The organism is Streptomyces tagetis (genome assembly GCF_018069565.1).
GTDB classification, from domain to species: domain Bacteria; phylum Actinomycetota; class Actinomycetes; order Streptomycetales; family Streptomycetaceae; genus Streptomyces; species Streptomyces tagetis.
Window position 1 is genome coordinate 313,966 of the sequence record NZ_JAGPNL010000001.1, and the last position, 23,253, is coordinate 337,218.

21 protein-coding genes are annotated in these 23,253 nt (G+C 73.5%); 14 read left to right on the top strand and 7 right to left on the bottom strand.

Annotated features, from left to right (window positions below; all coding sequences use genetic code 11):
• The first annotated feature begins 6 nt into the window (after positions 1–6).
• From J5Y05_RS01345 to J5Y05_RS01360, 4 genes are read left to right on the top strand one after another with little or no spacing between them, the layout of a single operon-like run.
• A complete protein-coding gene (locus J5Y05_RS01345; protein ID WP_210867864.1) occupies positions 7–861 on the top strand; it encodes an isocitrate lyase/phosphoenolpyruvate mutase family protein in 855 nt (284 codons plus the stop codon).
• Complete coding sequence (gene aepY, locus J5Y05_RS01350; protein ID WP_210867865.1) at positions 858–2,021, top strand: phosphonopyruvate decarboxylase; 1,164 nt, start codon at positions 858–860, stop codon at positions 2,019–2,021. The genes J5Y05_RS01345 and aepY overlap by 4 nt, the downstream gene beginning before the upstream one ends.
• Before the next feature lie 19 nt (positions 2,022–2,040).
• On the top strand, positions 2,041–3,180 hold the full coding sequence (locus tag J5Y05_RS01355) for a phosphonoacetaldehyde reductase (protein ID WP_210867866.1): 1,140 nt from the start codon (positions 2,041–2,043) through the stop codon (positions 3,178–3,180).
• 32 nt (positions 3,181–3,212) lie between these two features.
• Positions 3,213–4,313, top strand: a complete 1,101-nt coding sequence (locus J5Y05_RS01360) for a pyridoxal-phosphate-dependent aminotransferase family protein (protein ID WP_210867867.1) — start codon at positions 3,213–3,215, stop codon at positions 4,311–4,313.
• 25 nt (positions 4,314–4,338) lie between these two features.
• Here J5Y05_RS01360 and J5Y05_RS01365 read toward each other — a convergent pair whose 3' ends face one another.
• The gene (locus J5Y05_RS01365; RefSeq protein WP_210867868.1) at positions 4,339–5,082 is read right to left on the bottom strand and encodes a metallophosphoesterase; all 744 of its coding nucleotides are present in this window, start codon (positions 5,080–5,082) and stop codon (positions 4,339–4,341) included.
• Between the two features lie 1,497 nt (positions 5,083–6,579).
• On the opposite strand from J5Y05_RS01365, the gene J5Y05_RS01370 reads away from it, so the two are divergent.
• The 9 genes from J5Y05_RS01370 to J5Y05_RS01410 all read left to right on the top strand — a co-directional run bounded on the left by J5Y05_RS01370 (position 6,580) and on the right by J5Y05_RS01410 (position 15,608).
• Positions 6,580–7,422 (top strand): polyphosphate polymerase domain-containing protein, encoded by an 843-nt coding sequence (locus J5Y05_RS01370; RefSeq protein WP_210867869.1) that lies wholly within the window; start codon positions 6,580–6,582, stop codon positions 7,420–7,422.
• Positions 7,419–8,102 carry a DUF4956 domain-containing protein gene (locus J5Y05_RS01375; protein ID WP_210867870.1) on the top strand — a complete coding sequence of 228 codons (684 nt, stop codon included), beginning with the start codon at positions 7,419–7,421 and terminating at the stop codon, positions 8,100–8,102. Before J5Y05_RS01370 ends, J5Y05_RS01375 begins: the two co-directional genes overlap by 4 nt.
• Positions 8,102–9,649, top strand: a complete 1,548-nt coding sequence (locus J5Y05_RS01380) for a CotH kinase family protein (protein WP_210867871.1) — start codon at positions 8,102–8,104, stop codon at positions 9,647–9,649. The genes J5Y05_RS01375 and J5Y05_RS01380 overlap by 1 nt, the downstream gene beginning before the upstream one ends.
• Positions 9,650–9,809: 160 nt before the next feature.
• Positions 9,810–10,562: a response regulator transcription factor gene (locus J5Y05_RS01385; protein ID WP_210867872.1), complete on the top strand. Its 753-nt coding sequence runs from the start codon at positions 9,810–9,812 to the stop codon at positions 10,560–10,562.
• A complete protein-coding gene (locus tag J5Y05_RS01390; protein WP_210867873.1) occupies positions 10,559–12,109 on the top strand; it encodes a sensor histidine kinase in 1,551 nt (516 codons plus the stop codon). The genes J5Y05_RS01385 and J5Y05_RS01390 overlap by 4 nt, the downstream gene beginning before the upstream one ends.
• Positions 12,110–12,203: 94 nt before the next feature.
• The gene (locus J5Y05_RS01395; RefSeq protein ID WP_210867874.1) at positions 12,204–12,377 is read left to right on the top strand and encodes a hypothetical protein; all 174 of its coding nucleotides are present in this window, start codon (positions 12,204–12,206) and stop codon (positions 12,375–12,377) included.
• Positions 12,378–12,501: 124 nt separating this feature from the next.
• Entirely contained in the window at positions 12,502–13,974 is a 1,473-nt protein-coding gene (locus J5Y05_RS01400; protein ID WP_210867875.1) for a hypothetical protein, read from the top strand.
• A gap of 82 nt (positions 13,975–14,056) precedes the next feature.
• Positions 14,057–14,719, top strand: a complete 663-nt coding sequence (locus J5Y05_RS01405; RefSeq protein WP_210867876.1) for a phosphoribosyltransferase — start codon at positions 14,057–14,059, stop codon at positions 14,717–14,719.
• 232 nt (positions 14,720–14,951) lie between these two features.
• Complete coding sequence (locus tag J5Y05_RS01410; RefSeq protein ID WP_210867877.1) at positions 14,952–15,608, top strand: NADPH-dependent F420 reductase; 657 nt, start codon at positions 14,952–14,954, stop codon at positions 15,606–15,608.
• An 88-nt stretch (positions 15,609–15,696) separates the two neighbouring features.
• Here J5Y05_RS01410 and J5Y05_RS01415 read toward each other — a convergent pair whose 3' ends face one another.
• Both J5Y05_RS01415 and J5Y05_RS01420 read right to left on the bottom strand, forming a co-directional pair.
• On the bottom strand, positions 15,697–15,912 hold the full coding sequence (locus J5Y05_RS01415; RefSeq protein WP_210867878.1) for a hypothetical protein: 216 nt from the start codon (positions 15,910–15,912) through the stop codon (positions 15,697–15,699).
• A 120-nt stretch (positions 15,913–16,032) separates the two neighbouring features.
• Positions 16,033–16,455 (bottom strand): YunG family protein, encoded by a 423-nt coding sequence (locus J5Y05_RS01420; protein ID WP_210867879.1) that lies wholly within the window; start codon positions 16,453–16,455, stop codon positions 16,033–16,035.
• Positions 16,456–16,724: 269 nt separating this feature from the next.
• Between J5Y05_RS01420 and J5Y05_RS01425 the strand changes: the two genes are divergently transcribed.
• Complete coding sequence (locus tag J5Y05_RS01425) at positions 16,725–17,921, top strand: acyltransferase family protein (protein WP_307853636.1); 1,197 nt, start codon at positions 16,725–16,727, stop codon at positions 17,919–17,921.
• A gap of 36 nt (positions 17,922–17,957) precedes the next feature.
• On the opposite strand, the gene J5Y05_RS01430 is transcribed toward J5Y05_RS01425, so the two are convergent.
• The 4 genes from J5Y05_RS01430 to J5Y05_RS01445 form a co-directional block, all read right to left on the bottom strand.
• Positions 17,958–19,274 (bottom strand): amidohydrolase, encoded by a 1,317-nt coding sequence (locus J5Y05_RS01430; RefSeq protein WP_210867880.1) that lies wholly within the window; start codon positions 19,272–19,274, stop codon positions 17,958–17,960.
• A gap of 254 nt (positions 19,275–19,528) precedes the next feature.
• Positions 19,529–21,496, bottom strand: a complete 1,968-nt coding sequence (locus J5Y05_RS01435; RefSeq protein ID WP_210867881.1) for a TOMM precursor leader peptide-binding protein — start codon at positions 21,494–21,496, stop codon at positions 19,529–19,531.
• Positions 21,493–22,248: an ABC transporter permease gene (locus J5Y05_RS01440; protein WP_210867882.1), complete on the bottom strand. Its 756-nt coding sequence runs from the start codon at positions 22,246–22,248 to the stop codon at positions 21,493–21,495. The genes J5Y05_RS01435 and J5Y05_RS01440 overlap by 4 nt, the downstream gene beginning before the upstream one ends.
• Positions 22,245–23,213, bottom strand: a complete 969-nt coding sequence (locus J5Y05_RS01445; protein WP_210867883.1) for an ABC transporter ATP-binding protein — start codon at positions 23,211–23,213, stop codon at positions 22,245–22,247. Before J5Y05_RS01445 ends, J5Y05_RS01440 begins: the two co-directional genes overlap by 4 nt.
• Between the last annotated feature and the right edge of the window lie 40 nt (positions 23,214–23,253).

The following is a 23,253-nucleotide window of genomic DNA, read 5'->3' on the forward strand; positions in this document are numbered from 1 at the left end:
ACTGACATGGGTACTTCCGCACGCCTGAGACGAATACTGGAGGCCCCGGGCGCGGCCCGCGCCGCCGGAGCGCAGGACGCGCTGACCGCCAGACTCGTCGAGGAGGCCGGGTTCGACGTCGTCTGGGCGTCGAGTTTCGTCACCTCGGCCAGCCGCGGGCTGCCCGACATGAGCCTGCTGACCATGACGGACTACCTCCAGGCCGCCCAGTGGATGGCGCGCGCCACCCCGCTCCCGGTGCTCGCCGACTGCGACACCGGCTTCGGCAACCGGCTCAACGTGGCCCTCACCGTGCGCAGTCACGAGGAGGCCGGCGTCGCGGGCATCTGCATCGAGGACAAGGTCTTCCCCAAGCGGAACAGCTTCATGAGTTCCGGGCAGCGGCTGGAGGACAGGGAGGAGTTCGCCGCCCGTGTCGGCGTCGCCAAAGAGGCCCAGCGCTCACCCGACTTCGTCGTCGTGGCCCGCACCGAGGCGCTGATCGCCGGTTCCGGAATGGACGACGCCATCGGCCGGGCACGGGCCTACGAGGCGGCGGGAGCCGACGCGATCCTGATCCACTCCAAGTACGAACGCCCCGACGAGATCGAGGAGTTCCTACGGCGCTGGAAGGGGTCGGTGCCGGTGGTGGCCGTACCGACCACCTACTACACGTGGAACATCGAGGAGGCGTCCCGCGCCGGGGTCTCGCTCGTCATCTACGCCAACCAGACCATGCGGGCCTCCGTCCAGGCGGTCCGGGACGTCCTGCTGAGGATCAGGGCCGAGGGCGACTCGGCCTCCAGCGAACCGGACATGGCCCCGGTGAAGGAGATCTTCCGCCTCACCGAGGCCGACACCTGGAACGCGATCGACGCATGATCGACGCCAAGGTCTTCCGCGACGAACTCGCCCACCGATCGGTCGGCTTCTGGACCGGGGTGCCCTGCTCCTTCTTCCAGGGGCCGATCGGCCTGCTGGAACGCTCCGGCGACCGGTACGTGCCGGCGGCCAACGAGGGCGCCGCCCTCGCCATGGCCGCCGGCGCCGAACTGGCCGGCACCCGCGCCGTCGTGATGCTGCAGAACTCCGGCTTCGGGAACCTGCTCAACCCGCTCACCTCCCTGATCATGACCTTCGACATCCCCGTCCTCGTCTTCATGAGCCTGCGCGGCTGGCCCGACCCCGACCGCGACGAGCCGCAGCACCGCGTGATGGGCTCCCGCCAGCACGCCCTGCTCGACGCGCTCGGCGTGGACACCTGGACCATGCCTGCGGACGAGGACGGATTCCGCGCCGTCCTCGACGAGGCCGAGCACAGCCGCCGCGAGGGCAGACCCGCCGTCGTCCTGGTCCCGAAGAACTCGGTCGGCACCGTGCCCGCCACCGCCGCCGTGCCCGCCCCCACCGCCGGGGACACCCCCGCCGCCGGGGACGCCACCGGCGGCTTCGACCGCCGCGCCGCCCTGGCGGCCCTCGCCCCCCACCTCGGCGACGCGGCCGTCTACGCCACCACGGGCTACATCAGCCGCGAACTCCACTCCCTGGCACACCGCCCGGAGAACTTCTACATGCAGGGGTCCATGGGCCACGCCCTGAGCCTGGGCATCGGCACCGCCCTGTCCCGGCCCACCCGGCGGGTCGTCGTGGTGGACGGCGACGGCGCGGCCCTGATGCACCTCGGCTCCGCCGCCGTCGCCGGAGCCGCCGCCCCCGGCAACCTGACCCACGTCGTCCTCGACAACGGCTGCTACGAGTCGACCGGCGGACAGCACGCGCCGGCCTCCGTCGACTGGGCCGGGCTGGGCCGGGCACTGGGCTACCGCACCGCCGGAACGGCCGCCTCCGCCGAGGAGACCGGCGCGGCGATGCGACGCGTCCGGGACCTGCCCGGCCCGCACCTGCTGGCCGTCACCGTCAGCCCCGGCACCGACGTGCCGCCCCGGGTCACCTCCCGGCGCACCCCGGCGGAACTGCGCCGGGACTTCGAGGCCGCGCTCGCCCGGGACCGGACACGGGACGGGACCACGTATGGCGGGTGAGCCGAGGGGACCGCAGACCGTGGCCGCCCCCACCACGACCCTGATCGACGGCCCCGGGGCCTCGGACCAACTGGCCCGCGTCATCGGCGAGTACGACGCCGACCGGGTCCTGGTCGTGGCCAGCGCGGGCACACTGCGCCGCGCCGCGCCGCTGCTGCGGTGGGACGTCCCGCACGTCCGGGTCTTCTCCGGTTTCCGCTCCAACCCCGACCTGGAGCAGGTCCTGCGCGGCTGCGCGGTACGCGACGCCCACCGTCCCGAACTGGTCGTCGGCGTCGGCGGCGGCTCGGCCATGGACGTGGCCAAGATGGTCCGCTGCCTGCCCGGCGAGCGCGCCCCCGCCCTCGACGCCCTGCGCGGCCGGGCGGACCTGCACGAGCACTCCGGCGTCCCCCTGGTCCTCGTACCGACCACGGCGGGGACGGGCAGCGAGGTCACCCAGTTCGCCACGGTCTTCGCCGACGGCATCAAGCACTCCCTCGACCGGCCCGAGGTCCGCGCGACCGTCTCCGTGATCGACCCCGACCTGACCCGGACCTGCCCCTGGGAGGTGAGCGTCAGTTGCGCCTTCGACGCCCTCGCCCACGCACTGGAGTCGTACTGGTCGGTGCACTCCACACCCCGCTCCCGCGCCCTCGCCGCCGAGGCCGCGTCCGGCATCGCCCGGGTGCTCGGCACCGCCTCCCGCTCGCTCACCGTGGCCGACCGGCACGACCTCAGCCGGCTGGCGACGGTGGCCGGACACGCCATCGACATCACCCGTACGACCGTCGGCCACGCCTTCGCCTACCCCCTGACCGCCCGCTTCGGCGTACCCCACGGACTGGCCGCGCTCCTCGGCCTCTCCTGGCTCCTCCCGGCCGGCGTCGAGGCCGCCGCCGAACCGCACCTGTGCCGGGACCCGCGCGGCCCCGGCTTCCTCGCGGCACGCCTGGACGAGATGGCCGGCTTCCTCGGCGCCCCGGACCCCGGCGGGCTCGGCCCGGCGCTGCGCGAACTCATCGTCCGCGCGGGCTTCCCCCCGGAGCTGGGCGCCTACGGACCGACGGCCGGGGACGTGCCGGCGATCCTCGGCGACGTCCTGCGCTCCTCCCGCTCCTCGAACACCCCCGTCGCCCTGCCGCCCGACACCGCCGCCCGGCTGGCGGCCTGCCTGTGACCCGTACCCCACCCGCAGAAGGGACGCCGACCGTGGAGAACGTCCGCACGAGCGGGCCGCTGCCCGTGCCCGAGCCCGTGGGCGCCGCATCGGTCCGCGGCATCGTCAGCCACCGCGGCGAGGGCTTCCGGCGGCTCCTCGGGGACGTGACCGACGGGCTGCGCCCGTTCTTCGGCACCACCGGCGCCGTGCTGCCCTTCACCTGCTCGGGCACGGGCGGGATGGAGGCCGCGGTGGTCAACTGCGTCGCCCCCGGCGAGCGGGTCCTCGCCCTGTGCGCCGGGTACTTCGGCGAACGGTTCGCGGCCGTCGCCCGCGCCCACGGGGCCGAGGTCACCGAGCACCGGGTGCCGTGGGGACGGGCCCTGGACCCGGCGGAGGTACGGGGCGTGCTGCGCGCCGCCGGACCGTTCCGGGCCGTGCTCGTCACCCACAACGAGACGTCCACGGGGGTGCTGAACCCCCTGCGCGAGGTGTGCGAGGCCGTCCGGGAGGAGAGCGACGCCCTGATCCTCGTCGACGGGGTCTCCAGCGTCGGCGCGATCCCCGTCGAGATGGACGCCTGGGGCGCCGACGTGGTGGTCACCGTCACCCAGAAGGCGCTGCTCGCCCAGCCGGGGATCAGTCCGGTGGCCGCCGGCGAACGGGCCCTGGCCGCCGCCCGGGGGCGCGGGGGGCCCCGCTACTACTTCGACTTCCCCCGCATGGCCGACGCCGTGACGGAGGGGACCACCACCTACACCCCGGCGGTGTCGGTGCTCCAGGGGCTGGACGCCGCGGTCCGCCTCCTGCGGGAGGAGGGGCCGGAGAACGTCTTCCGGCGCCACCGCCACGCCGCCCGGCACCTGCGCCGGCGGCTCACCGGCCTCGGCCTGAGCCCGCTCGTCGCCCCGGAAGACGCCTCGCCCACGGTCACGGCGGTGCGCCTGCCCGCCGGGGTGCCGGCCGACGCGGTCCGCGGCCGGCTGGAACGGGAACACGGCGTCCTGGTGGCGGGCGGGCGCGGCCCCTGGAAGGCGGACACCGTACGCATCGGGCACATGGGCGTCTTCCGGGAAGACCAACTGGACGCCGCCGCCGAGGCGTTGGCGGAGACCGTCGGCCACCTGGCCGCCGCCCCGGCCGCGCGGTGACCGACGCGGCGGGCGGCCCACGTTCTCAGAGCACGACGCGGAAGTGCGTGGTCAGCCGGTGGTCGTCGTCCAGGACGTGGTAGGCGAGGCCCGGAGGCTGGTCGCGGTCGGCGGGCTCGCCGCCCTCCCAGGGCAGGCGCAGCGTCCAGGTGACCGCCGGGGAGACGATCACCGGGCGCCCGGCGAAGGCGGACGCCGCGGCGGTGTGGGCGTGGCCGGTGAGGAGGGCGACCACACGCGGATGCGCGTCGAGCAGCGCGGCGAGGTCCCCGGCCTCCCGGAGCGGCCAGGCGTCGGGCAGCGGGTGGTGGACCGTGACCGGCGGATGGTGGAAGGCGAGCAGTGCGGGGGTGCCGTCCGCCAGACCGGAGAGGGTGGCGTCGATCCAGTCGAGGGTCTCCGGCGCGAGGCGCCCCTCGTCGCGGCCGGGGACGGTGCTGTCGCACATGAGGATCACGGCGCCGGGCACGTGGTGGGCCCGGTTGACGGGCCCGTCGCCGGGGGGCTCGGAGAGCAGGACGGTGCGGTAGGCCGACCGATCGTCGTGGTTGCCGGGGCAGAGGAACACCGGGAACGGCGCCTTCAGGAGGCGCGCGGCCTCCTCGTACTCCGCCTCCTCGCCGTGGTCGGCGATGTCCCCGGTCACCAGGACCGCGTCCGGCCGGCGGGGCAGCGCGCGCAGGTGGTTCATGACCTGCTCGGCGCGGCGGGCGGCCCGCTCGCTCCCGTCCAGGTGCAGATCGCTGATCTGGGCGAGCAGCAGCGTCATGACGTCACCCCGTAACCTCCGCTGGACCCACTCGCCGCCGACCGGTACCGGGTCTCGAACAACACCCCGGTCCCTGACGGGAGTTCCCCGACTCACCCCGGCGACTCTAGGCGCCGACCCAGCCAGTGATCAAGACACCCCCAGCCAACCGGCACAGCACACGCAGAGCCTCCCCCGGCCCCTCACAGGGCCCACCCCACCGCGGCCAGCGCCCCCTTCCGGCGACACGGCCGGGCCGCCGGCCCCTTTCCAGAGCAGTCCACGACGGGTAAGTCTCTCTGGCGCGCGATGGATGAGCGGTCGCTTCCCCCGAATGATCCGGTCGATGGCCCCGAGATCAATTCCTGGGTGGACGACCGGGGTGAAGCTGGTCATGTCGAATTTACTTGACGGCAGTGCTGCCGGGCTTGAATTGGTGATGTCGGTCAGTCGTTCATGACCGGATACATGAGGACTTCATCAAGGAATTCTCGGACACCGCGTTCCGGTATGACCGCCCGAGCGGCACATCTCTGCTCGTTGTGGTTCTTGACGATGTCCGCAATCCGTTCAGAGGCAGCTTGCTCGATGAGGACATCGAACTCGCTCGCAACGCGCGCAGGCGAACACGATTGACTTCGGTCGCAAGTTCCTGGCGCAAACCACGATGAGCGACCAGTCGCCGCCGGCCCACGCGGTGGGCAGTGTCAGGTTGGCCAGATGTGGGGGCTTCTTGCAGGGGCAGCGCGGCGTGCGAGTGCGACGGGGTCGTGGTCGGGAATGTGGTCGGCCGGTTCCCTCGGGGGATTCCGTGGGCACAGGTGAGGGACAGGTCGGCGGCGTTCACATTCTGGCTGTGTAAGACGTGGGTGATGCATGTGAGTGTGTCGAACATGGCGAATTCCCTTCCATAGTGCCGGGTACCTCCTGGGTGTGGTCATATCAACGCCGAACGGGGGCGGGTGATAGGGGCTCCGGGGAGCGCAACGGCTGACCGGGGTGCTTCATGGGGGCGGGTCACTGGGTGGGGCTGTTGGCTCTGCCGGCCTGGGTGACCTGGGCAAAGGGTCGTTGGCCTGTTTGCGTGTCGGGGTGGTGAGGGGCGTGCTGCGGGGCGTGCCGGCCTCGGCGGGATCGACGTGAATGGGGTGGTGGAAGCCGGGCGGGCTTTCGTGGTGGGGGTGGGGATCGTATGTCCCGGGTTGCGGTGGTCCGGTTCTATCGCGGTGTATCTGGTGCCGTCGCCGGTATGGGCTGTCCCCGGATTCCGGGGGGAGAGTCGTGGGGCGAGTGGTTGTTTTTCCGTCACTTCGAATACTCCTGGAATTCACCCGTGATTCTCATGGGCTCCTCATGCGCCGTTGGTTGCGTGTGCGAGGCCGGTTGGTCCGCGACGTATGAGCGAGGAGGCGCGTGGTGTTCCTGTCGAAGGCAGCCGTGGCGCGTGAGGGGCAGGATGGGGAGGTTCGGGCGGCCGGGGCCGGGGCCGGGGCTGGGGGGAGCGCGGAGTCGTCGCATGTGGCCAGTCGGCTGCACGCGTTCAACCGGTTCGAGCTGAAGTACCTCGTCCCGGTGGAGCAGGCCGCCGAGATCCGTGACGAGCTGGCCGGGCGGATGGACCGGGACCCGCACAGCCCCGTCGGTGGGTACGGCGTGTGGAGCCTGTACTACGACACGCCTCAACTCCGTTTCTACTGGGAGAAGATCGAGGGGCTGAAGTTCCGCCGCAAGCTGCGCATCCGCCACTACGGCAACCTCGACGGAGTCACCGACGAGTCCCCGGTGTGCGTGGAGATCAAGCAGCGCGTCAACCGGGTTACGCAGAAGCGCCGCATCACCCTCTCCTACGGCGTCGCGCGGCAACTCTGCGACGGGCGACGGGTGGTGGACCACTCGGCGAGGGAGACCGCCTTCGTCCAGGAGGTCCTGGAGTTGATCACGCGGCTGAACCTCCAGGCGACCGTGATCACCGGGTACCAGCGCGAAGCCCTGGTCGGGCGGGACGCGGACACCGGGCTGCGGGTCACCTTCGACCGGCGGGTCCGCGGCCGGGACCGGGACTTCCACTTCGGCATCGAGACGCCGGAGAACCGCTTCACGATCCCGCCGCACCTGTCGGTCATGGAGGTCAAGGTCAACGAGCGCACCCCGCACTGGATCACCGACCTGGCCGCGCGGCGCAATCTCCACCTCGTCCGGATCTCCAAGTACGTGCAGTCCATCGAGGCGTTCGGCCTGGCCCCGCGCTCGGTCTTCCACGTCAACGAGGCGGACTTTCCGCCACCCACCCCCACTGAAGAACAGCCGCCGGAACAGCGGCCGGCGCGGTACGACGCGTCGACGAAGGCAGGAGCACAGTGAACTTCGATCTCGAACTACAGGAACTCAGTGGCACGTTCAGCGTGGCCGATGTCGTGGCGGCGATGGCGCTGTCCTTCGTCCTGTCGGCGCTGATCGGTTACGTGTACCGGTACACGCACCGCAACGTCTCCTACAGCCAGTCCTACGTGCAGACGCTGGTCATCGTCGGCATGATCGTCGCCCTGATCATGCTGGTCGTCGGGTCCAACCTGGCGCGTGCGTTCTCGCTGGTCGGAGCCTTGTCGGTGGTCCGCTTCCGCAACGCGGTCAAGGAGACCCGGGACGTCGGCTTCGTCTTCCTGGCCATGGCGATCGGCATGGCCTGCGGTGCCCGCTTCTACACGCTGGCCGCGGTCGGCGCCGTCGTGATCTGCGTCGTCATCATCGTCATGTACAAGTTCAACTGGTTCGTGCTGAACGTGCAGCGCCAGGTCGTCAAGGTCCAGGTCCCCGCCGGGGACGACTACACGCCGCAGATCCGTGACGTACTCATCAAGTACACCAGCGAGTTCGAGCTGGTCAGCACGGAGACGATCCGGGGCGGAGCGCTCAGCGAGGTCTTCTACACGGTCCGCCTGAAGAAGGGCGCCGAGCCCGCCGACCTGGTCAGCGCGCTCCAGGAACGGACGTCCGGGCAGCGGGTCACCGTGTTGACCGGTTACGACACGACGGACCTGTGATGAGTGGCGGGACCTCCGCGCGGCGCGGGCGGCGGCTGCGGGACCGGCTGCCCGTCCGGCTGCGGCACCACTGGAAGCCTGCCGCGGTGCTGGGCGTCGGGCTCGCCGCGATGGTCGTCTTCCTCGGCGACGTGCGGATCTCCCCGTACGTCACGTCGTCCTCCCGGGTCGAGGCGGACCCCATCACCGACGACGTCGGCGGAACGGTGGACCTGTACGACACCTCGGTGGCACACACGCTCCAGATCACCTATGAGCAGACCGACTTCGACAAGATGATGAAGGAGTTCCGCGAGGACGGGACCAAGGAGTACATCAAGGCCGACCTGGTCGTCGACGGTGTGTACCTCAACGACGTCGGCATCCGTCTCAAGGGCAACTCCACCCTGATGTCCCTGCGGGGCGGCAGAGGAATGCCCGGTGGGGGACGGGGGCTGCCCGACGGTGCCCCGACGGGTGCGGTGCGTGCCCCCGGCGGTGCCACCGAGGGCGGTGCCCCCGGCGAAACCGGCCAACGCGGAGGCGGCGGCATGGGCGGGATGGTGCAGTACGACCTCTCCGCCGACAAGCCCGAGGAACTGCCCTGGCTCGTCAAGATCGATGAGTACGTCGAGGGCCGTGCCTACCAGGGCGAGCGGGAGATCTCGCTGCGCCCCGGCAGCAAGGGGCAGGTGCCGCTCAACGAGGCGCTGGCGCTGTCCCTGACCGGGCTGAGCGGGCAGAAGGCCGAGCGGTACGGCTTCACCGAGCTGACCGTGAACAACCGGCCCGCCGCCACCCGCCTCATGGTCGAGGCCCCGGACACCGACTACGCCGACGACGTGGGCGACGGCAACGGGGTGCTGTACAAGGCCAAGGCGGGCGGCAGCTTCGCCTACCGCGGCGACGACCCCACCGACTACGAGAGTTCCTTCAAGCAGCTCAACAAGAAGGGCAGCCAGGACCTCGAACCGGTCATGAAGCTCATCAAATGGGTCAACAACGCCTCGGACGAGGAGTTCGCCCGCGACCTCGGCAAATACGTCGACGTCGAGTCGTTCGCCGAGTACCTGGCCTCGCAGAACCTGCTGCTGAACTTCGACGACATGGCGGGACCGGGCAAGAACTACCTGCTCTGGTACGACCTGGACACCAAGAAGTTCTCCGTCCTGGGCTGGGACTACAACCTGACCTTCAGCGGGGACGCCACGGCCGGACCGGAGGACGAGATCGGCATGGGCGGCGGCCTGCCCGGTGCCCGGCCCGAGGGCTTGCCCCAGGGCGCGGCCGACACCGAAGGGCGCGGGCCGGGTGCCATGGAGCACGTCCTGAAGACCAGGTTCCTCGCCTCCGACGCCTTCGACGGCGTGTACCAGGAGGCGTACCGCGAGCTGTACCGGAAGTTCTACGGCTCGGGCGCGGCGGCGGAGAACCTGGAGGCCGTCGCGGAGCAGGCCCGTGCCGCGGGCGCCGGCTCCGAGGAGCTGGAGTCGTCGGTCACCCGGCTCCGGCAGACCGTCACCGACCGCACCGCAGCCCTGGCCGAGAACAAGGAGGTGACCGGCTGAGGACTCCGGCATTCCGGCCCGCCCTCCCCGAAGCGGCGCCCGGAATGCCGGAACGTCCCTTTTCCTGAGGTAACCGCCCCTTCCTCCACAGGTTCCCTGGCTACCATCGCGCCCCACCGCACCGGCCCGCCCCGCCCGTCGTACCCCGAGGTGCCAGAACGTGATCGACCAGCACACCCCCGCGCGCCCGCCCGCCGCCGGACACACCGTCCTCGTGGTGGAGGACGATGCCAGCATCCGTACCCTGCTCACCTCCGCGCTCGGCGCGGCCGGCTACACCGTCGCGAGCGCGGCCGACGGGCAGGAGGCCATGTTCCGGGCCGGCGCCACCCGGCCCGACCTGATCGTCCTGGACGTCATGCTCCCGGACACCGACGGCTTCCGGGTCATCCGCGACCTGCGCGCCCAGGGCGTCTACACCCCCGTGCTCTTCCTCACCGCCCGCTCCGGCGTCGAGGACCGCATCATCGGCCTCAGCTCCGGCGGCGACGACTACGTCACCAAGCCCTTCCACGTCCAGGAGGTGCTGCTGCGCATCCGCGCCATCCTGCGCCGAGGCAGCGCACCCCCCTCCGCCACGGGCGCCCGCCCGCCGCTGCGCCACGCCGACCTCACCCTGGACGAGACGACCCGCGAAGTCCGCCGCGCGGACCGCCTCCTGAGCCTGTCGCCGACCGAATTCCGGCTGCTGGCCTGCCTGTTGGCTCAGCCAGAGCGCGTACTGGAGAAGTCCGAGATCCTCCAGCAGGTCTGGCGCTACGACTTCTCCGGCGACAGCCGCATCGTCGACACCTACATCAAGAACCTGCGCCGCAAGATCGACCGCGATCCGCCCGCCCTGATCCACACGGTGCGCGGGGTCGGCTACTGCCTGCGGCTGCCGCGCGACGAGAACCGCCCGACCGCCCCGTGAGGTGGCCCCGCCGGCTGCGCCCGCGCTCGCTGCGCAGCCGCCTCGTCCTGATCGCCGGGCTGCTGGCCACCAGCGCGGTCCTGCTGTGCCAGTTCGCCGGCCTGACCGTGCTGCGCGGCTGGCTGACGGCCCAGGTCGACGACCGGCTCTCCCACTTCCGGCCCCCCGACGTCGTCTACGAGGACATCGCCGCCGGTGGCGTACCACGGCCGCCGGAGCCGGACCACGCGCTGCCCTCCGACTACCGCGTCTTCTTCTACGACGAGGACGGGAACCTGCTGCCCGCCTCCCTGGGCAGTGTCGACGCCACCGGCCCCCGTCTGCCGCGGCGGGTCGCCGACCTCGACCTGTCCGCCGGACGCCCGAGCACCGTACCGGCCCGGGGTGACACCGGGTCCGGCTGGCGCGTCATCGTCCACCCCGGGCCCGGCCGCGCCCAGGCGGTCGTCGCCCTGCCCCTGGACACCGTGGACGGCGCCACCGCCAAACTCCTCTGGCTGAGCCTCGGCCTCGGCGCGGCCGTCGCCGCCGGGGTCGTCGTCCTCGGCAACGGCGCCGTACGCCTCGGGCTGCGCCCGCTCACCCGCGTCGAGCACACCGCCCAGCACATCACCGCGGGCGCCCTGGAACTCAACGTGCCCGTGGCGGACCCGGACACCGAGGTCGGCCGCCTCGGCCTGGCCCTCAACACCATGCTCGACCGCCTGCGCGCCTCCCTGCGCCGCACCGCCACCTCCGAAGCGCGGCTGCGCCACTTCATGGCGGACGCCGGCCACGAACTGCGTACCCCGCTCACCGCCGTGCAGGGTTTCGCCGAACTCCTCCTCGCCGAACCGGACATGCCCGACCGCCGCCGTCGGGAAGCGCACGTCCTGATCGCCCGCAACGCCGAGCGCATGAGCCGTCTCGTCGACGACCTGTTCCTCCTCGCCAAGCTGGGCGACACCCCCGTACCGCACCGCGAGCCCGTCGACCTGCTCTCCCTGGCCGCGGACGCCATCGCCACCACCGCGGTACGCCATCCCGGCCGCGCCGTCACCCTGGAGCCGCTCGCGGGCCACCCGGGCGGCCCCGAACGCGGCCTGGACATCGTCGAGGCGCCCGGCGATCCCCACCAACTCGCCCAGATCCTCGGGAACCTGCTCTCCAACGCCTGCGTCCACACGCCCGCCGACAGCGGCGTCCGCGTCCGGGTCGGCGCCGCGCGCACGCCCGTCGGCCGAAGCGCCCTCGGCGGCGGGCCGCCGCTGCCGCCCGGCACGCCCGTCTGCGTCGTCGAGGTCGCGGACGACGGCCCCGGCATCCGGCCCGACGAGGCCCCGCACGTCTTCGACCGCTTCTACCGCGCCGCGCCCCTCGGTCAGGGGGCCGCGCCGGGGTGCGAGCCCGGTTCCGGCCTCGGCCTCGCCATCGCCGCCGCCATCGCCACGGCGCACGGCGGACGCCTCGAACTGGACAACCACCCCGGCGAGGGCTGCGCCTTCCGCCTCCTCCTGCCCGACTCGGCGGCGGTGGGGGGCGGCGACGGGGAGGAAGTCCTCAGATGACGGCGGGGTAGTGGCCGGCCGGTGAGATGCAGTGGGCTCCGATGCCGCTTCGGCCCCTCCCGGCATGCCGACCGTGGGGGGTACCATCCCGGCGGTGTCGGCGATCGTCCACGCCCAGGCTTCCCCCGGAGTGATCATGCCGACCGAACGCCCCGGCAGGACGGCGACGTGGGCGAAGGTCCTCGCCGCGTTCGTTCTCCTGGTCCTCATGCCCTTGGTGATCTTCTTCGTCGTCTCCTTCCGGGGGTCGGGCGCGTTCCCGTGGTGAGCGCGTTGGGGCGCTCACCCGTCGACTCGCGTCGGTCGGGCGGGAGTGGTCCGGTTGGGGAGATGGTGTGGTGGGGGGAAGGCGGGGGCTGGGGCGGTGGGGGAGGGGCTTCTAGCATGGGGTGGTGGCTTCCGGGGGAAGAGGGCTGCGGGCGGCACAGGTCGTCTGCCTGGTCGGTCTGATCGGGCTGTACCTCTTCTCGGCGTTCGCCGATGTGCAGGGGCGGGCGAGGACCGAGCTGTCGGTGGCCATCGCCGTACTCACCACCGTGTTCTCCCTGTTGAACCGGCCGGTGCTGAGGCCGCCGGAGGGGCGTGGCGTAGCGCGGTCCGGGTTCGTCGCGTTCGCCGGGCGGCTGGGGATCGTGGTCGTCTGGATCGTCCAGGCGGGCCTGTTCGGCTTCTCCGGCTTTCTCGTCTCCGCCAACTTCCAGGAGGAGCCCGGGTTTCACGGCCGGGTCGCGCTGATCGCCGCCGTCGGACAGGTGCTGGCGTTCGTCGCGCTGTGCGCCCGGAGCATGGCGGGGTTCCGGCCCGACTGGGGTTTCCGCTTCACCGTGTTCGGCGTCCTGCGCCATCTGGTCGACCGGGCCGTCCTGGTGGTGCTCGCCGGGTACGCCAGCACCCTGCCGCAGGTCGCCGAGACCGCCGTCGCCTGGGTGCCGGAGCATCTGCACGACCGGGTCTCCGGGCTGCTGCCGGGATGGCTCGCCTGGCCGGTGACGATCGCCGCGTGCGCCGTCTGGTTCGTCGGCGTCCTCGTCGTCGAGAGCCTGGTGCAGCGGCTGGTCGCCTCCGGGCTCGGCCCCGACAACTCCCTCGGCGCCTGGCTCGGCGACCACACCCCCGTCTCCTACCGCCGCACCGACACCGACGTCACCTTCGACTTCGACTTCCTGCTGGTCCGCCTCTACTACTACAACAGCACGCTCGGCTGGGCGTTCCTCGGCAGGGTGCTGATCGAGATGCGGTACAGCAGCAGCTTCGGGCCCCGCTCCCGGCCACCGACCCGGCGCCGGATCGCCAAGGGGCGACGGTACGAACGGCCTCTGGCCGAGGGGGAGATGGACCGGCTGCGGGAGGAGATCGCCGGCGCTGCCGTGGCGGCGGCCCCCGGGGAATGGCGGCTGCTGCTCCTGGAGTACCGGGCCGCCGGGCGGTACGAGGAGGCGCAGGTGCGGGTCGACCCCCGGGACCGGTGGGCCCGCGGCTGGGACCCGCCCGCCCCGGAGGACCCCGAGGCGGACACCGACGCGGAACCGGGGGAGGAGAGCGAGGGAGAGGGGGCGTCCGGGGTGCCGGTCGACCTGCCCGGGTTCGCCGGGCTGCCCGCCCTGCGGAGGTGGCGCGAGGCGAGCTACACCGCCGAGAACGGCGTCGCCCACGTCCTCGTCGTCAGCGTCGAGAAGATCGATCCGACCGCGTACTCGTACTCCCCCGAGCACCCGTGGCGCACCGCCTCCTGGCAGGAGTACGACGCGCCCGGGTGGCGGCAGCCGCCGTCCGTCCGCGAGTACCGGCGTGACCTGCGCCGTTTCCCGACGGCGCGGGGGCGCCGGCCGTTCTGGCTGCGGAACCGGGTGAAGCGGATCGGCTGAGCCACACCTGACGACGCCCCTCCCGGCCCCTCGGTTTCGACGGCCGCCGGGAGGAAACCCCGTTCAGGGAGTGGAGGCAGCCATGCGATTCCCCCATCGCCGGGAGGCCGGCCAGGACCTCGCCCTCCGGCTCAGGGAAGCGGCGTCCGGCGGGGACCTCCCGCGTCCCGTCGTCCTCGCCCTGCCCCGGGGCGGCGTGCCCGTCGCCGCCGAGGTGGCCCGCGCGCTCGGGGCACCCCTCGACGTGCTCGTCGTCCGCAAGATCGGCGCCCCCGGCCGGCCCGAGGCGGGCGTCGGCGCGCTCGCCGGCGAAGACCCGCCGCTCTTCGACCGGCGGACCCTCGGACTGCTCGACCTCGACGAGGCCGACCTCGCGGCGGACGTGGCCCGCGAACGCGCGGAACTCCGGCGCCGCACCCTGCGCTACCGGGGCGAGCGGCCCGCCCCCGACGTACGGGACCGCACCGTGATCCTCGTCGACGACGGCCTCGCCACCGGCGTCACCGCCCGCGCCGCCCTGCGCCACCTGCGCCGCCAGGCGCCCGCCAGACTGATCCTCGCTGTGCCCGTCGGGGCCCCCGAGACCGTCGCCGCGCTGCGCCCGGAGGCCGACGACGTCCTCTGCCTCTCCCAGCCGCCGGACTTCGGCGCCGTCGGCCTCTGGTACGACGACTTCGGGCAGGTCACCGACGAGGAGGTCATCGCCCTCCTGGACGCGCACCGGCCCCCGGCCGGGGAACGGTGAGGGCGTACCGCCGGGCTGTTTGCCGCGTCCCCCACCGGGCTACCCGTGCCCGTGTGCGGCGGCGGCGCCCGGCCCCCAGGCCGTGACGTGCCGTGCCGTGCCGGGAGGCACCTCGGCCGACCGCAGAGCGACGGCAAAGTGACCGTAGGGCGACCGCAGAGTGACCGTAGAGCGGTCGCAGAGCGACCACAGAGCGACCGCGGGCCGACCACAGAGCGACCGCGGACCGACCATGGACCCCACCACCGAACGGAGTCACGGCATGCGTATAGGGATCATCGGGGCCGGCAGGATCGGCTCCACCCTCGCCCGGCGCTTCGCCGGCAACGGCCACGAGGTGCGGCTCGCCAACTCGCGCGGCCCGGACACCCTCGCCGGCCTCGTCGCGGGCATGGACGGCCCCGTGGAGGCGTCGACCGCCGATGACGCGGCCCGTTTCGGCGAGGTGGTGGTCGTCTCCATCCCCTACGGGCGCGTGGACGAGCTCCCGCACACCGGGCTCCGCGACAAGGTCCTCGTCGACACCTGCAACTACTATCCGCAGCGCGACGGGCACGACCCCGAGCTGGACGACGACTCCACCACCTCCAGCGAGAAGGTGCGCGCGGTGACCGGCGGGGACGTCGTGAAGGCGTTCAACGCGATCTACTGGGAGAACCTGCGCGACCACGGACGTCCCCCCGGCGACCCGGAGCGGATCGCCATCCCGGTCTCCGGCGACGACGAGGAGGCCAAGGCCGTCGTGGCGAGCCTCATCCAGGACATCGGCTTCGACGCGGTGGACGCCGGCGGGCTGGGCGGCGGCGGGCGCAAGCACCAGCCCGGGAGCGACGTGTACACGGCGGAACTGGACGCCGAGGAACTGGACGCGCGGTTGCGGACCGCCTGACCCGCGGGGACGGCTGACCCGCGGGGTCGGCTGACCCGCGGGGATGGCTGACCCGTGGTGAGCGGGTGGACCGCGGCCCGGCCCCGGGCTACTTCTCGTAGGTGGACAGCGCCAGCCCGAGGCCGAAGAAGGTCGGCGCCCACTCCCCGACGAAGATGCCCCAGCGGTCCGCCCGCTCCTCACCCTTCTTCTCGACGCCGCGCGAGGCGCACCAGGAGAGGACGGACAGGCCGATGGAGACGAACGCGGCGGTGTAGGCGTGCTCGGAGCGGATGCCGGACTCGTGCAGCTTCTTGACGATCACCAGTGACTCGCTTCCTGCGGGGAGGGGAGGTTTCCCTCCATCCGAGGGCAGGCGGGCGGCCCCGGCGACCGCGCGGGTCCGAACGGCCCAACCTGTCACCCGCCCCGCCCCCCTCGGCTCTCACCCCGCCGCCTCGCCCTGCCCCTCCCCGGGGAGGTGACCGAGGTGGGCGGCGACCCGCTCGCGCAGGCGGAGGTACTCCGCCCGGCGGCGGGGCGGCGGGCCCGGCGGGCGGCGCACGACGCGCGGTGCGGTGACGGTCTGGCCGTCGCGGAACTGCTCGCGGGTCAGGTCGAGTTCCACCCCGGACGGCAGCCGGTTCCACCAGTGGTGGCCGTGCTGTTCCGCGCCCTGGTACACCTCGCCGACGACGAGGTCGCCGCCGAAGACGTCGTGCACGAGGAGCGCCGTGATGTCGCACTGGCCCCACGCCGGGTTGCCGGGCTGCCACGGGGCGCGCGCGGCGTCGTCCGGCGAGCAGGTGTCGGCGGCCCAACCGGCCCGCAGGGCACGGTCGATGGTGAGAAGGTCCCAAGGTGGCATGACGGCACCCTCTCAGCCGGCACTGACAACGGGCGCCGACCCGCCCCGGTGGGTGCCCGCGCGAGGCCGGTGAACATCCCCACCGCGCCCCGCGTGAAGGGGACGTGAAGACACAGCCGTCCGCCCAGGACACGCCCGCGACACGCCGATTACCGCGCCTGACACGCCGGACGTCCGACCCGACACGCCGATCAGTCGCTCCGACACGCCGATCGACCGGCCCGGCACGCCGACTGCCCGCCCCACTGCGCCGATTACCCCGCCCTGGCGTGTCGCCCCGTGACACACGGCTGGCCTGGCTGGACGCGCTGCGCGGCATCGCGGCCCTGGTCGTCGTCTTCGACCACTCCTCGTACGTCTTCCTCGCGGAGTTCCGCAGGGAGCTGATGCCCGAGTTCAGCACGAGCCGCTACGGCATCATGGTCTTCTTCCTGGTCAGCGGCTACGTCATCCCCGCCTCGCTGGAACGGCGGGGCTGCGTCCGGACGTTCTGGATCGGGCGCCTGTTCCGCGTCTACCCGCTCTGGGCTGCCGTCGTCGGCGCGACCCTCGTCCTGGACCGGTGGGGCCTCGCGGAGGTCCGCGACTACGCCGGACACAGCGCCCTCGGTACGGCCGTCGCCCATCTGACCCTGCTGCAAGAGCTGTTGGCGACGCCCGGCCTCCTGCTCGTCCTGTGGACGCTCTCCTACGAGATGGCCTTCTACCTGCTGACCGTCGCCCTGTTCTCGGTCGGGCTGCACGAGCGGTCGGCGGCGACGGCGGGCACCTTGTCGGCGCTGGCGGCCGTGAGCGTCGCGGTGGGCTGGGCGCTGCCCGCCTCCGCGCTCTCCGCCGCGCTCGGCACGGACCGGGTGGTGGCCGTCGCCGCCGTCGCCCTGGTGGCCGCCGTCGGCTGCGCCTGCGCCAGGGCGCCCGTGGTCCGGGTGTCCGGGGCCGTGCTCGGCGGGGTGCTGGCCCTCGCCCTGGTCGCCTTCAACGGCACGGTCCCTCCCTGGGAGGGGCTGGTCATCCTCGCCCTGATGTTCCTCGGCACCGCCGTCCGGCGGGCGGAGCAGGGAGGGCGGGCCCGGCGGGCCGCGGTCGCCGCAGCCCTCCTCGTCGTGGTCTGCGCCGTCGGGAGCGCGTACGGGTACGGCGACAGCGTCCACGTCACCCGGCGCGGCTGGATTCTCGGCTTCCTGCTGGCGGTGGCCACCTTCGGGGCCGGACTGGCCTGGCGCCGGAGGCACACCCCGCGGTGGCTGGCCGGGCTCGGCACCGTCAGTTACTCGCTCTACCTGGTGCATCCGGTGCTGCTCGCCGTGGTCGTCGCCACCCACGGCCGCGAACGGCCGGACAGCCTCGTACGGACGGCCGCCTTCTACGCCGTACTGCTGCCCGTCTCCGTCCCGACCCACCGGGCGATCGAGGCACCGGCGCAGTCCTGGGGGCGACGGCTGGCCCACCGCGTCCGCGCGCCCTGACGAGCGGTGGACCGGCTCCCTCCGGCCGGGACCGGCTCACCCGGGCCCGGCGACCACCGGAGCCTCTCCGTCCCGTGCCGCATCGTCCCCCGCCGCCCCGTCCGGCCCCGCCCCCAGTCGGTCGAGGGCCGCCGCGGCCAGGGTGGCGACGGCCGGGCGGAGGGCGCCGGCGATGTGCGGGGCGAAGAACGGGGAGTGGTTCGGGTGGGGCACGGTGCCGGGGGCCGGGTCCGCCACGCCCAGCATCCAGTAGGCGAGGGGGATTCCGCTCCGGCCGTGCACCGCCGACCCGGCGTCGCCGAAGAGGGGGAAGTCCTCCGTGGCCGGGGAGCCGGGCCAGGACAGGACCCGCCCCGGGCCGAGCAGCGCGGCGTGGGCCCGCCGCAGCGCGTCGGTGGTGTGCGGGTCGCACCACAGGGCCGCCGCGCGGGAGGTGACGTTCACCTCGGGCTCCTCGGGGGCACCGGAGGCGGCGCTCTCGGCGGCGATGACCCGGCGCACCGTGTCGAGTGCCCGGTCGAGGGCCGTTTCACCGGCGGCGCGGACGGCGATGCCGAGGCCCGCGCGGTCGGGGATGACGTTGGCGGCGGTACCGGCGTGCAGGGTGCCCACGGTCAGGGTCACCCGGTCGGCGGGGGCGCTCTCGCGGGCCACGACGGAGTGGAGCCGGGTGACGAGGGAGGCCGCGGCGAGGACCGGGTCGACGGCGAGGTGCGGGGTGGCGGCGTGCCCGCCCCTCCCGTGCAGGACGACGTCGAGCACCGCGCCGGCCGCCGCCATCGGCGTCCCCTCGGGCGCGTGGGCGACGGTGCCGGCGGGGAGCGGGGCGGCGTGCTGGGCGAGGACGACGGCGGGGGCGGCGAAGCGTTCGTAGAGCCCGTCGCGCAGCATCGCCTCGGCCCCGGTGAGCGTCTCCTCGGCGGGCTGGCCGACCACGACGAGGGTGCCGCGCCACCGGCCGGAGAGGCGGGCGAGCAGGTCGGCGGCGGCCGCGGCGGCGGCGAGGTGGAGGTCGTGGCCGCAGGCGTGCATGGCGTCGGTGCGGCTGGCGTAGGGCAGTCCGGTGCGTTCGCGCAGCGGGAGGGCGTCGAGTTCGGCGCGGAGCCAGACCGCGGGGCCGTCGCCGTTGCGGAGCACGCCGACGACGCCGTGGCCGCCCACGCCGTGGGTGACCTCGCAGCCGGCCGCCGCGAGCCGGCGTCCGAAACGGTCGGCGGTGCGGGCCTCCAGGCCGGACGGCTCGGGGTGCGCGTGCAGGTCGAGGTAGAGGCCGAGGGCCGGGCGCAGGACCTCACCGGTACGGGCGAGGAGATGCGCCGCGCGGTCCGGGGCGGGCTCGGGAGGGTGGCTCATGGGCGGCTCCGGGGAGGGGACGAGCGGCCGGGCCTCCACCGCCGTACGGGGAGGCCCGGAAGGGGCACGTGGGCGCAGGGGGCCCACACGGTCACGGACTCACGGACATACGGCCCGACCGGCGTACGGACGGCCCGACTGGCGTACGAACAGCCCGGCCGCCGTACGAACAGCCCGGCCGGCGTACGGACACACGGCCCGGCCGGCGTACGGACGTACGCCCCGCCGGCGTACGGACACCCGCCCGCACGCCCTCACGGGAACGGATGGGGAGCCCAGTGGATCTCCGCCTCCGTGAGGTCGCGGTCCCGGTGGCCGCCGCGCCGCAGCGCGGTGCGCAGCCGGGGCATCAGCGGCGCCCGCTGCCGGTTCCAGCCGAAGTCGATCGGCAGCAGCCCCGGCACCACCGTGCCGACCGTGCGCAGCCCCATCCGCTCCTGCTCGGGCGAGGTCTGGTCGACGACGATGACGTCGTGCCCGGCGAGGACCAACTCGTCCACGACCAGGGCGACATCGTCACGCAGATCACCGGTGCGCGGGCGGCGCTCGCGCTCCCACTCCCCGTACACCTCGTCGAACGGCCGTGCCCGCGTGGGCTCCAGATAGGCGCGGGCGTAGGCGGACATGCGGGGCAGCCCGTAGAGCTGGGGGTGGTCCTTGAGGTGCCGTACCAGGGCGAAGTCGTCGGCCATGGCCTCCAGTTCGGCCCGGCGCTCGCCGGTCTGCCGGGCCAGGTGCGGGATGTAGCTGAGCACCTCGGACAGGGCGCCCTCGATCGCCGAGCGCGGGTCCAGGGAGGCCGCGGCGGCGAAGGACAGGGTGCCCGGACCGCCGTCGCGGCGGACGCCGACCACGGTGACGGCGGGGATCGCCAGGTCGACGCGGTTGTCGAAGGCGTGCACGTCGTAGCCCTGGAGCGCCGCCCGCTCGGCCATCGCGGCGGCCGTCGTGCCGCCGACGGTCGCCAGGTCGACGCGCGGGAGGCGGGCCGCGCCGTACCAGCCGTTGAGGAACGCGTCCCGCTCGACCAGTTCGAGCAGCCCGCCGAGGACCGCCTCCTCCAGACAGCCGCCGATGGCACAGCCGTTGGAGCACTCGAAGACGAAGTTGTCGCCGGCCGTCGGGATGCTGTAGTAGACCAGCCGCGACGGCACCAGGACCGGGCGTTCGTCGCGCAGCGACCAGCCCCAGTCCCAGGGGATGGGCCGGGCCGGGTCGAAGGGGTCGACGAGCGGGTCGTCCCGGTAGGTCTCGGCGCCGTACAGGCCGCACTCCGCCGGGTCGACGGCGTCGGCCCGCAGATCCTCGTACGAGCCGACGACCGGCGCGTGCCCGCCCCGGCGGCGGGTGCCCGCGTACCGCTCCAGGCCCTCCAGGAAGGCCAGTCGGCGGCTGGTGGCGAAGGAGTTCTCCTGCCCGCTCCAGGTGACGTCGTGGAGCCCCGCGTACCCCCGGACGAAGGCGCTGCCCGCCACCGGCGCGGTGGTGGAGGAGGTCACGTCGTTCCAGGTGCCCGCGCCGAGGGCGCCGCAGACCGGGTTGGCCAGGGCGTCGGTGGGCAGCGGGTGGGCGAAGGCGGAGCGCACCCGGTAGGTGCCGGGGTCCGGTTTCGGGCGCGCGGCGAGGGTGAGCGGCGGGACCTCCCGCGCCGCCCGGGGGCCGCTGCGGGGACCGCAGTCCGGGCAGAGCGGGTCGGCGAGCAGCGGGTACGTGCGCACCCCCAGCGTGGCCAGGTCCAGCCGGGTCACCTGGGGCAGGGCGCGGTCGGCCGGCAGTTCGGCGGGCGGCACCGGGCGGGGCCCGCGCAGCAGCGCCTCGCACAGCGCGGCCACCCCGTCCAGGACGTGGGCGGCCGGCAGCGGCCAGGCCCCGGCGGGGCGGGGGCCGTCGGGGCCCCCGGTCTCCAGGGCGTTGCGCTCGCTGCGGCTGCGCAAACGCTGCCAGCGCAGGGCGAGGCAGCGCCCGCAGGCGGGGGCGGAGCCGTCGCCGCCCCACGGGCCGAGCAGCACCGCCGAGGCGCTGATGTGCACCAGCGCCGCCGGACGCTCCGCCGCCCACGGATCGGGGGCACCCCCGCCCGCGCCGTCCCCGCCGCCCGCACCGACGGCGCCCACCGGCACGACCCGTGGGGCGTCGGCGCCGAAGCGGTCCTCCAGGTACGCCTGGACCGCGTCGCGGGCCTCCCGCATCGGGTGCGCGGGTGTCCGGGTCGCGGTGGTCATGAGGTCTTCGTCCAGCGGAAGAGGCGTGCCGCGAGCACGCCGAAGACCACGGCGAACGCGACGAGCCCGGCGCAGCCCACGCCGATGTCGGAGAGGTCGCCGCGGCCGACCAGGGCGGCCGAGACCGCGTCGTTGAGGTAGCGCAGCGGCAGTACCAGGGAGATCTTCTGGAGCCACTCCGGCATGGCGTCCAGCGGGAAGAACGACCCGGACAGGAACGCCATCGGCAGCATCAGGAAGTTGGCGATGGCCGCGACCGACTCGGGGGTGTCGGCGATGCTGCCGATGACGACGCCGAGCAGCAGGAAGGTGGTGATGCCGAGCACCAGGACGGGGAACAGCAGCGGCCAGCGGGAGTCGGGCACCAGGTCGAAGCCGGGCAGCATCGCCACCCCGACGAAGAGCACCGACTGGACCAGGCCCACGCCGAGCGCGAGGACGTAGCGCGAGCCGATGACGGAGGCGAGCGGGGCCGGCGACATGCGGATCATCCGCAGGATGTCGTCCGCGCGCCACTGCATCAGGGTGAAGCCGATGCCGAAGACGGCGGCGTTGGCCACGCCCCAGGAGAGCACGCCGGCGGCGGTGTAGGAGAGGTAGGAGAAGCCGCTCTCCTCGACGTCCCGGCCGCGGAAGACGAGACCGAAGACGACGAGGAAGATCAGCGGGAAGGCGAAGGTGAAGAAGACGGTGGTCTTGTCGCGGACCTGGGCGCGGTAGCCCGCCCCGGTCAGCGCGGTGTAGGCGCTCATGCCTGCTGCTCCTGGTTGTTCGAGGCGAGGGGGGCGTCGGTCTGCCGGGTGGTGATGTCGAGGTAGACGTCCTCCAGGCTCGGGGTGCGGGTCTGCACCCCGTCCAGACCGGTGAGGGGGTCGAGGGCGGCGAGGACGCGGCCGGTGGCGCGGGTCTCCAGGACGAGGTGGCCGCCCTGGACGCTGACGGAGTCCACGCCGGGCAGCGCGGCGGCCCGCTCCTCGTCGATCCGGCCGAGCGGGACCAGCAGGCGGCTGCCGGAGCCGAAGGTGCCGATCAGGCGCTGCGGTTCGTCGGTGACGACGAGCCGGCCGGAGACCAGGATGCCGACGCGGTCGCAGAGGGCCTCGGCCTCGTCCAGGTGGTGCGTGGTGTACACGATGGTCCGGCCGCGCGCCTTCAGGCCCCGCAGCACCTCCCACAGATCGCGGCGCCCGGCCGGGTCGAGCGCGGCGGTCGGCTCGTCGAGGAAGATCAGCTCGGGTCCGTGGACCAGCGCGGAGGCGATGGCGAGCCGCTGCCGCTGGCCGCCGGAGAGGCTGTCGACCCGGACGTCGTGCCGGTCGCCGAGCCCCACCGCCTCCAGCGTGGAGTCGACGGCGGCACGGTCGGCGCCGAACAGGGCGGCCACGGTGCGCAGGTGCTCGTGGACGGTGAGCCGGACGAAGAACGCCGAGGACTGGGTCTGTACGCCCATCCGGGGCAGCAGGCCGGTGTTGCGCGGCCAGGGGGACTCGCCGAAGACGGCGACCTCGCCGGAGTCGGCCTGCCGCAGCCCCTCCATGATCTCCACCAGGGTGGACTTGCCGGCGCCGTTCGGGCCGAGCAGCCCGAAGAACTCGCCGCGCCGGACGTCCAGGGACACCCCGTCGACGGCCCGCCGGCCGCCGTAACTCTTCGTCACGTCCCTTACGGAGACGGCCGGTTCGGAGTCGGTCCCGGCGGTGGGGGAGGTGGAGCTCATACGGGTACCTCATTCATGATCGCGTGGTCTTTCGGGTTCG

Bases quoted from the DNA above. Each gene is read 5' to 3' on its own strand.
- J5Y05_RS01345 (WP_210867864.1), top strand. From the start codon at position 7: ATGGGTACTTCCGCACGCCTGAGACGAATACTGGAGGCCCCGGGCGCG.
- aepY (WP_210867865.1), top strand. From the start codon at position 858: ATGATCGACGCCAAGGTCTTCCGCGACGAACTCGCCCACCGATCGGTC.
- J5Y05_RS01365 (WP_210867868.1), bottom strand. From the start codon at position 5,082: ATGACGCTGCTGCTCGCCCAGATCAGCGATCTGCACCTGGACGGGAGC.
- J5Y05_RS01380 (WP_210867871.1), top strand. From the start codon at position 8,102: ATGAGTGGCGGGACCTCCGCGCGGCGCGGGCGGCGGCTGCGGGACCGG.
- J5Y05_RS01405 (WP_210867876.1), top strand. From the start codon at position 14,057: ATGCGATTCCCCCATCGCCGGGAGGCCGGCCAGGACCTCGCCCTCCGG.
- J5Y05_RS01410 (WP_210867877.1), top strand. From the start codon at position 14,952: ATGGACCCCACCACCGAACGGAGTCACGGCATGCGTATAGGGATCATC.
- J5Y05_RS01420 (WP_210867879.1), bottom strand. From the start codon at position 16,455: ATGCCACCTTGGGACCTTCTCACCATCGACCGTGCCCTGCGGGCCGGT.
- J5Y05_RS01430 (WP_210867880.1), bottom strand. From the start codon at position 19,274: ATGAGCCACCCTCCCGAGCCCGCCCCGGACCGCGCGGCGCATCTCCTC.
- J5Y05_RS01435 (WP_210867881.1), bottom strand. From the start codon at position 21,496: ATGACCACCGCGACCCGGACACCCGCGCACCCGATGCGGGAGGCCCGC.
- J5Y05_RS01440 (WP_210867882.1), bottom strand. From the start codon at position 22,248: ATGAGCGCCTACACCGCGCTGACCGGGGCGGGCTACCGCGCCCAGGTC.
- J5Y05_RS01445 (WP_210867883.1), bottom strand. From the start codon at position 23,213: ATGAGCTCCACCTCCCCCACCGCCGGGACCGACTCCGAACCGGCCGTC.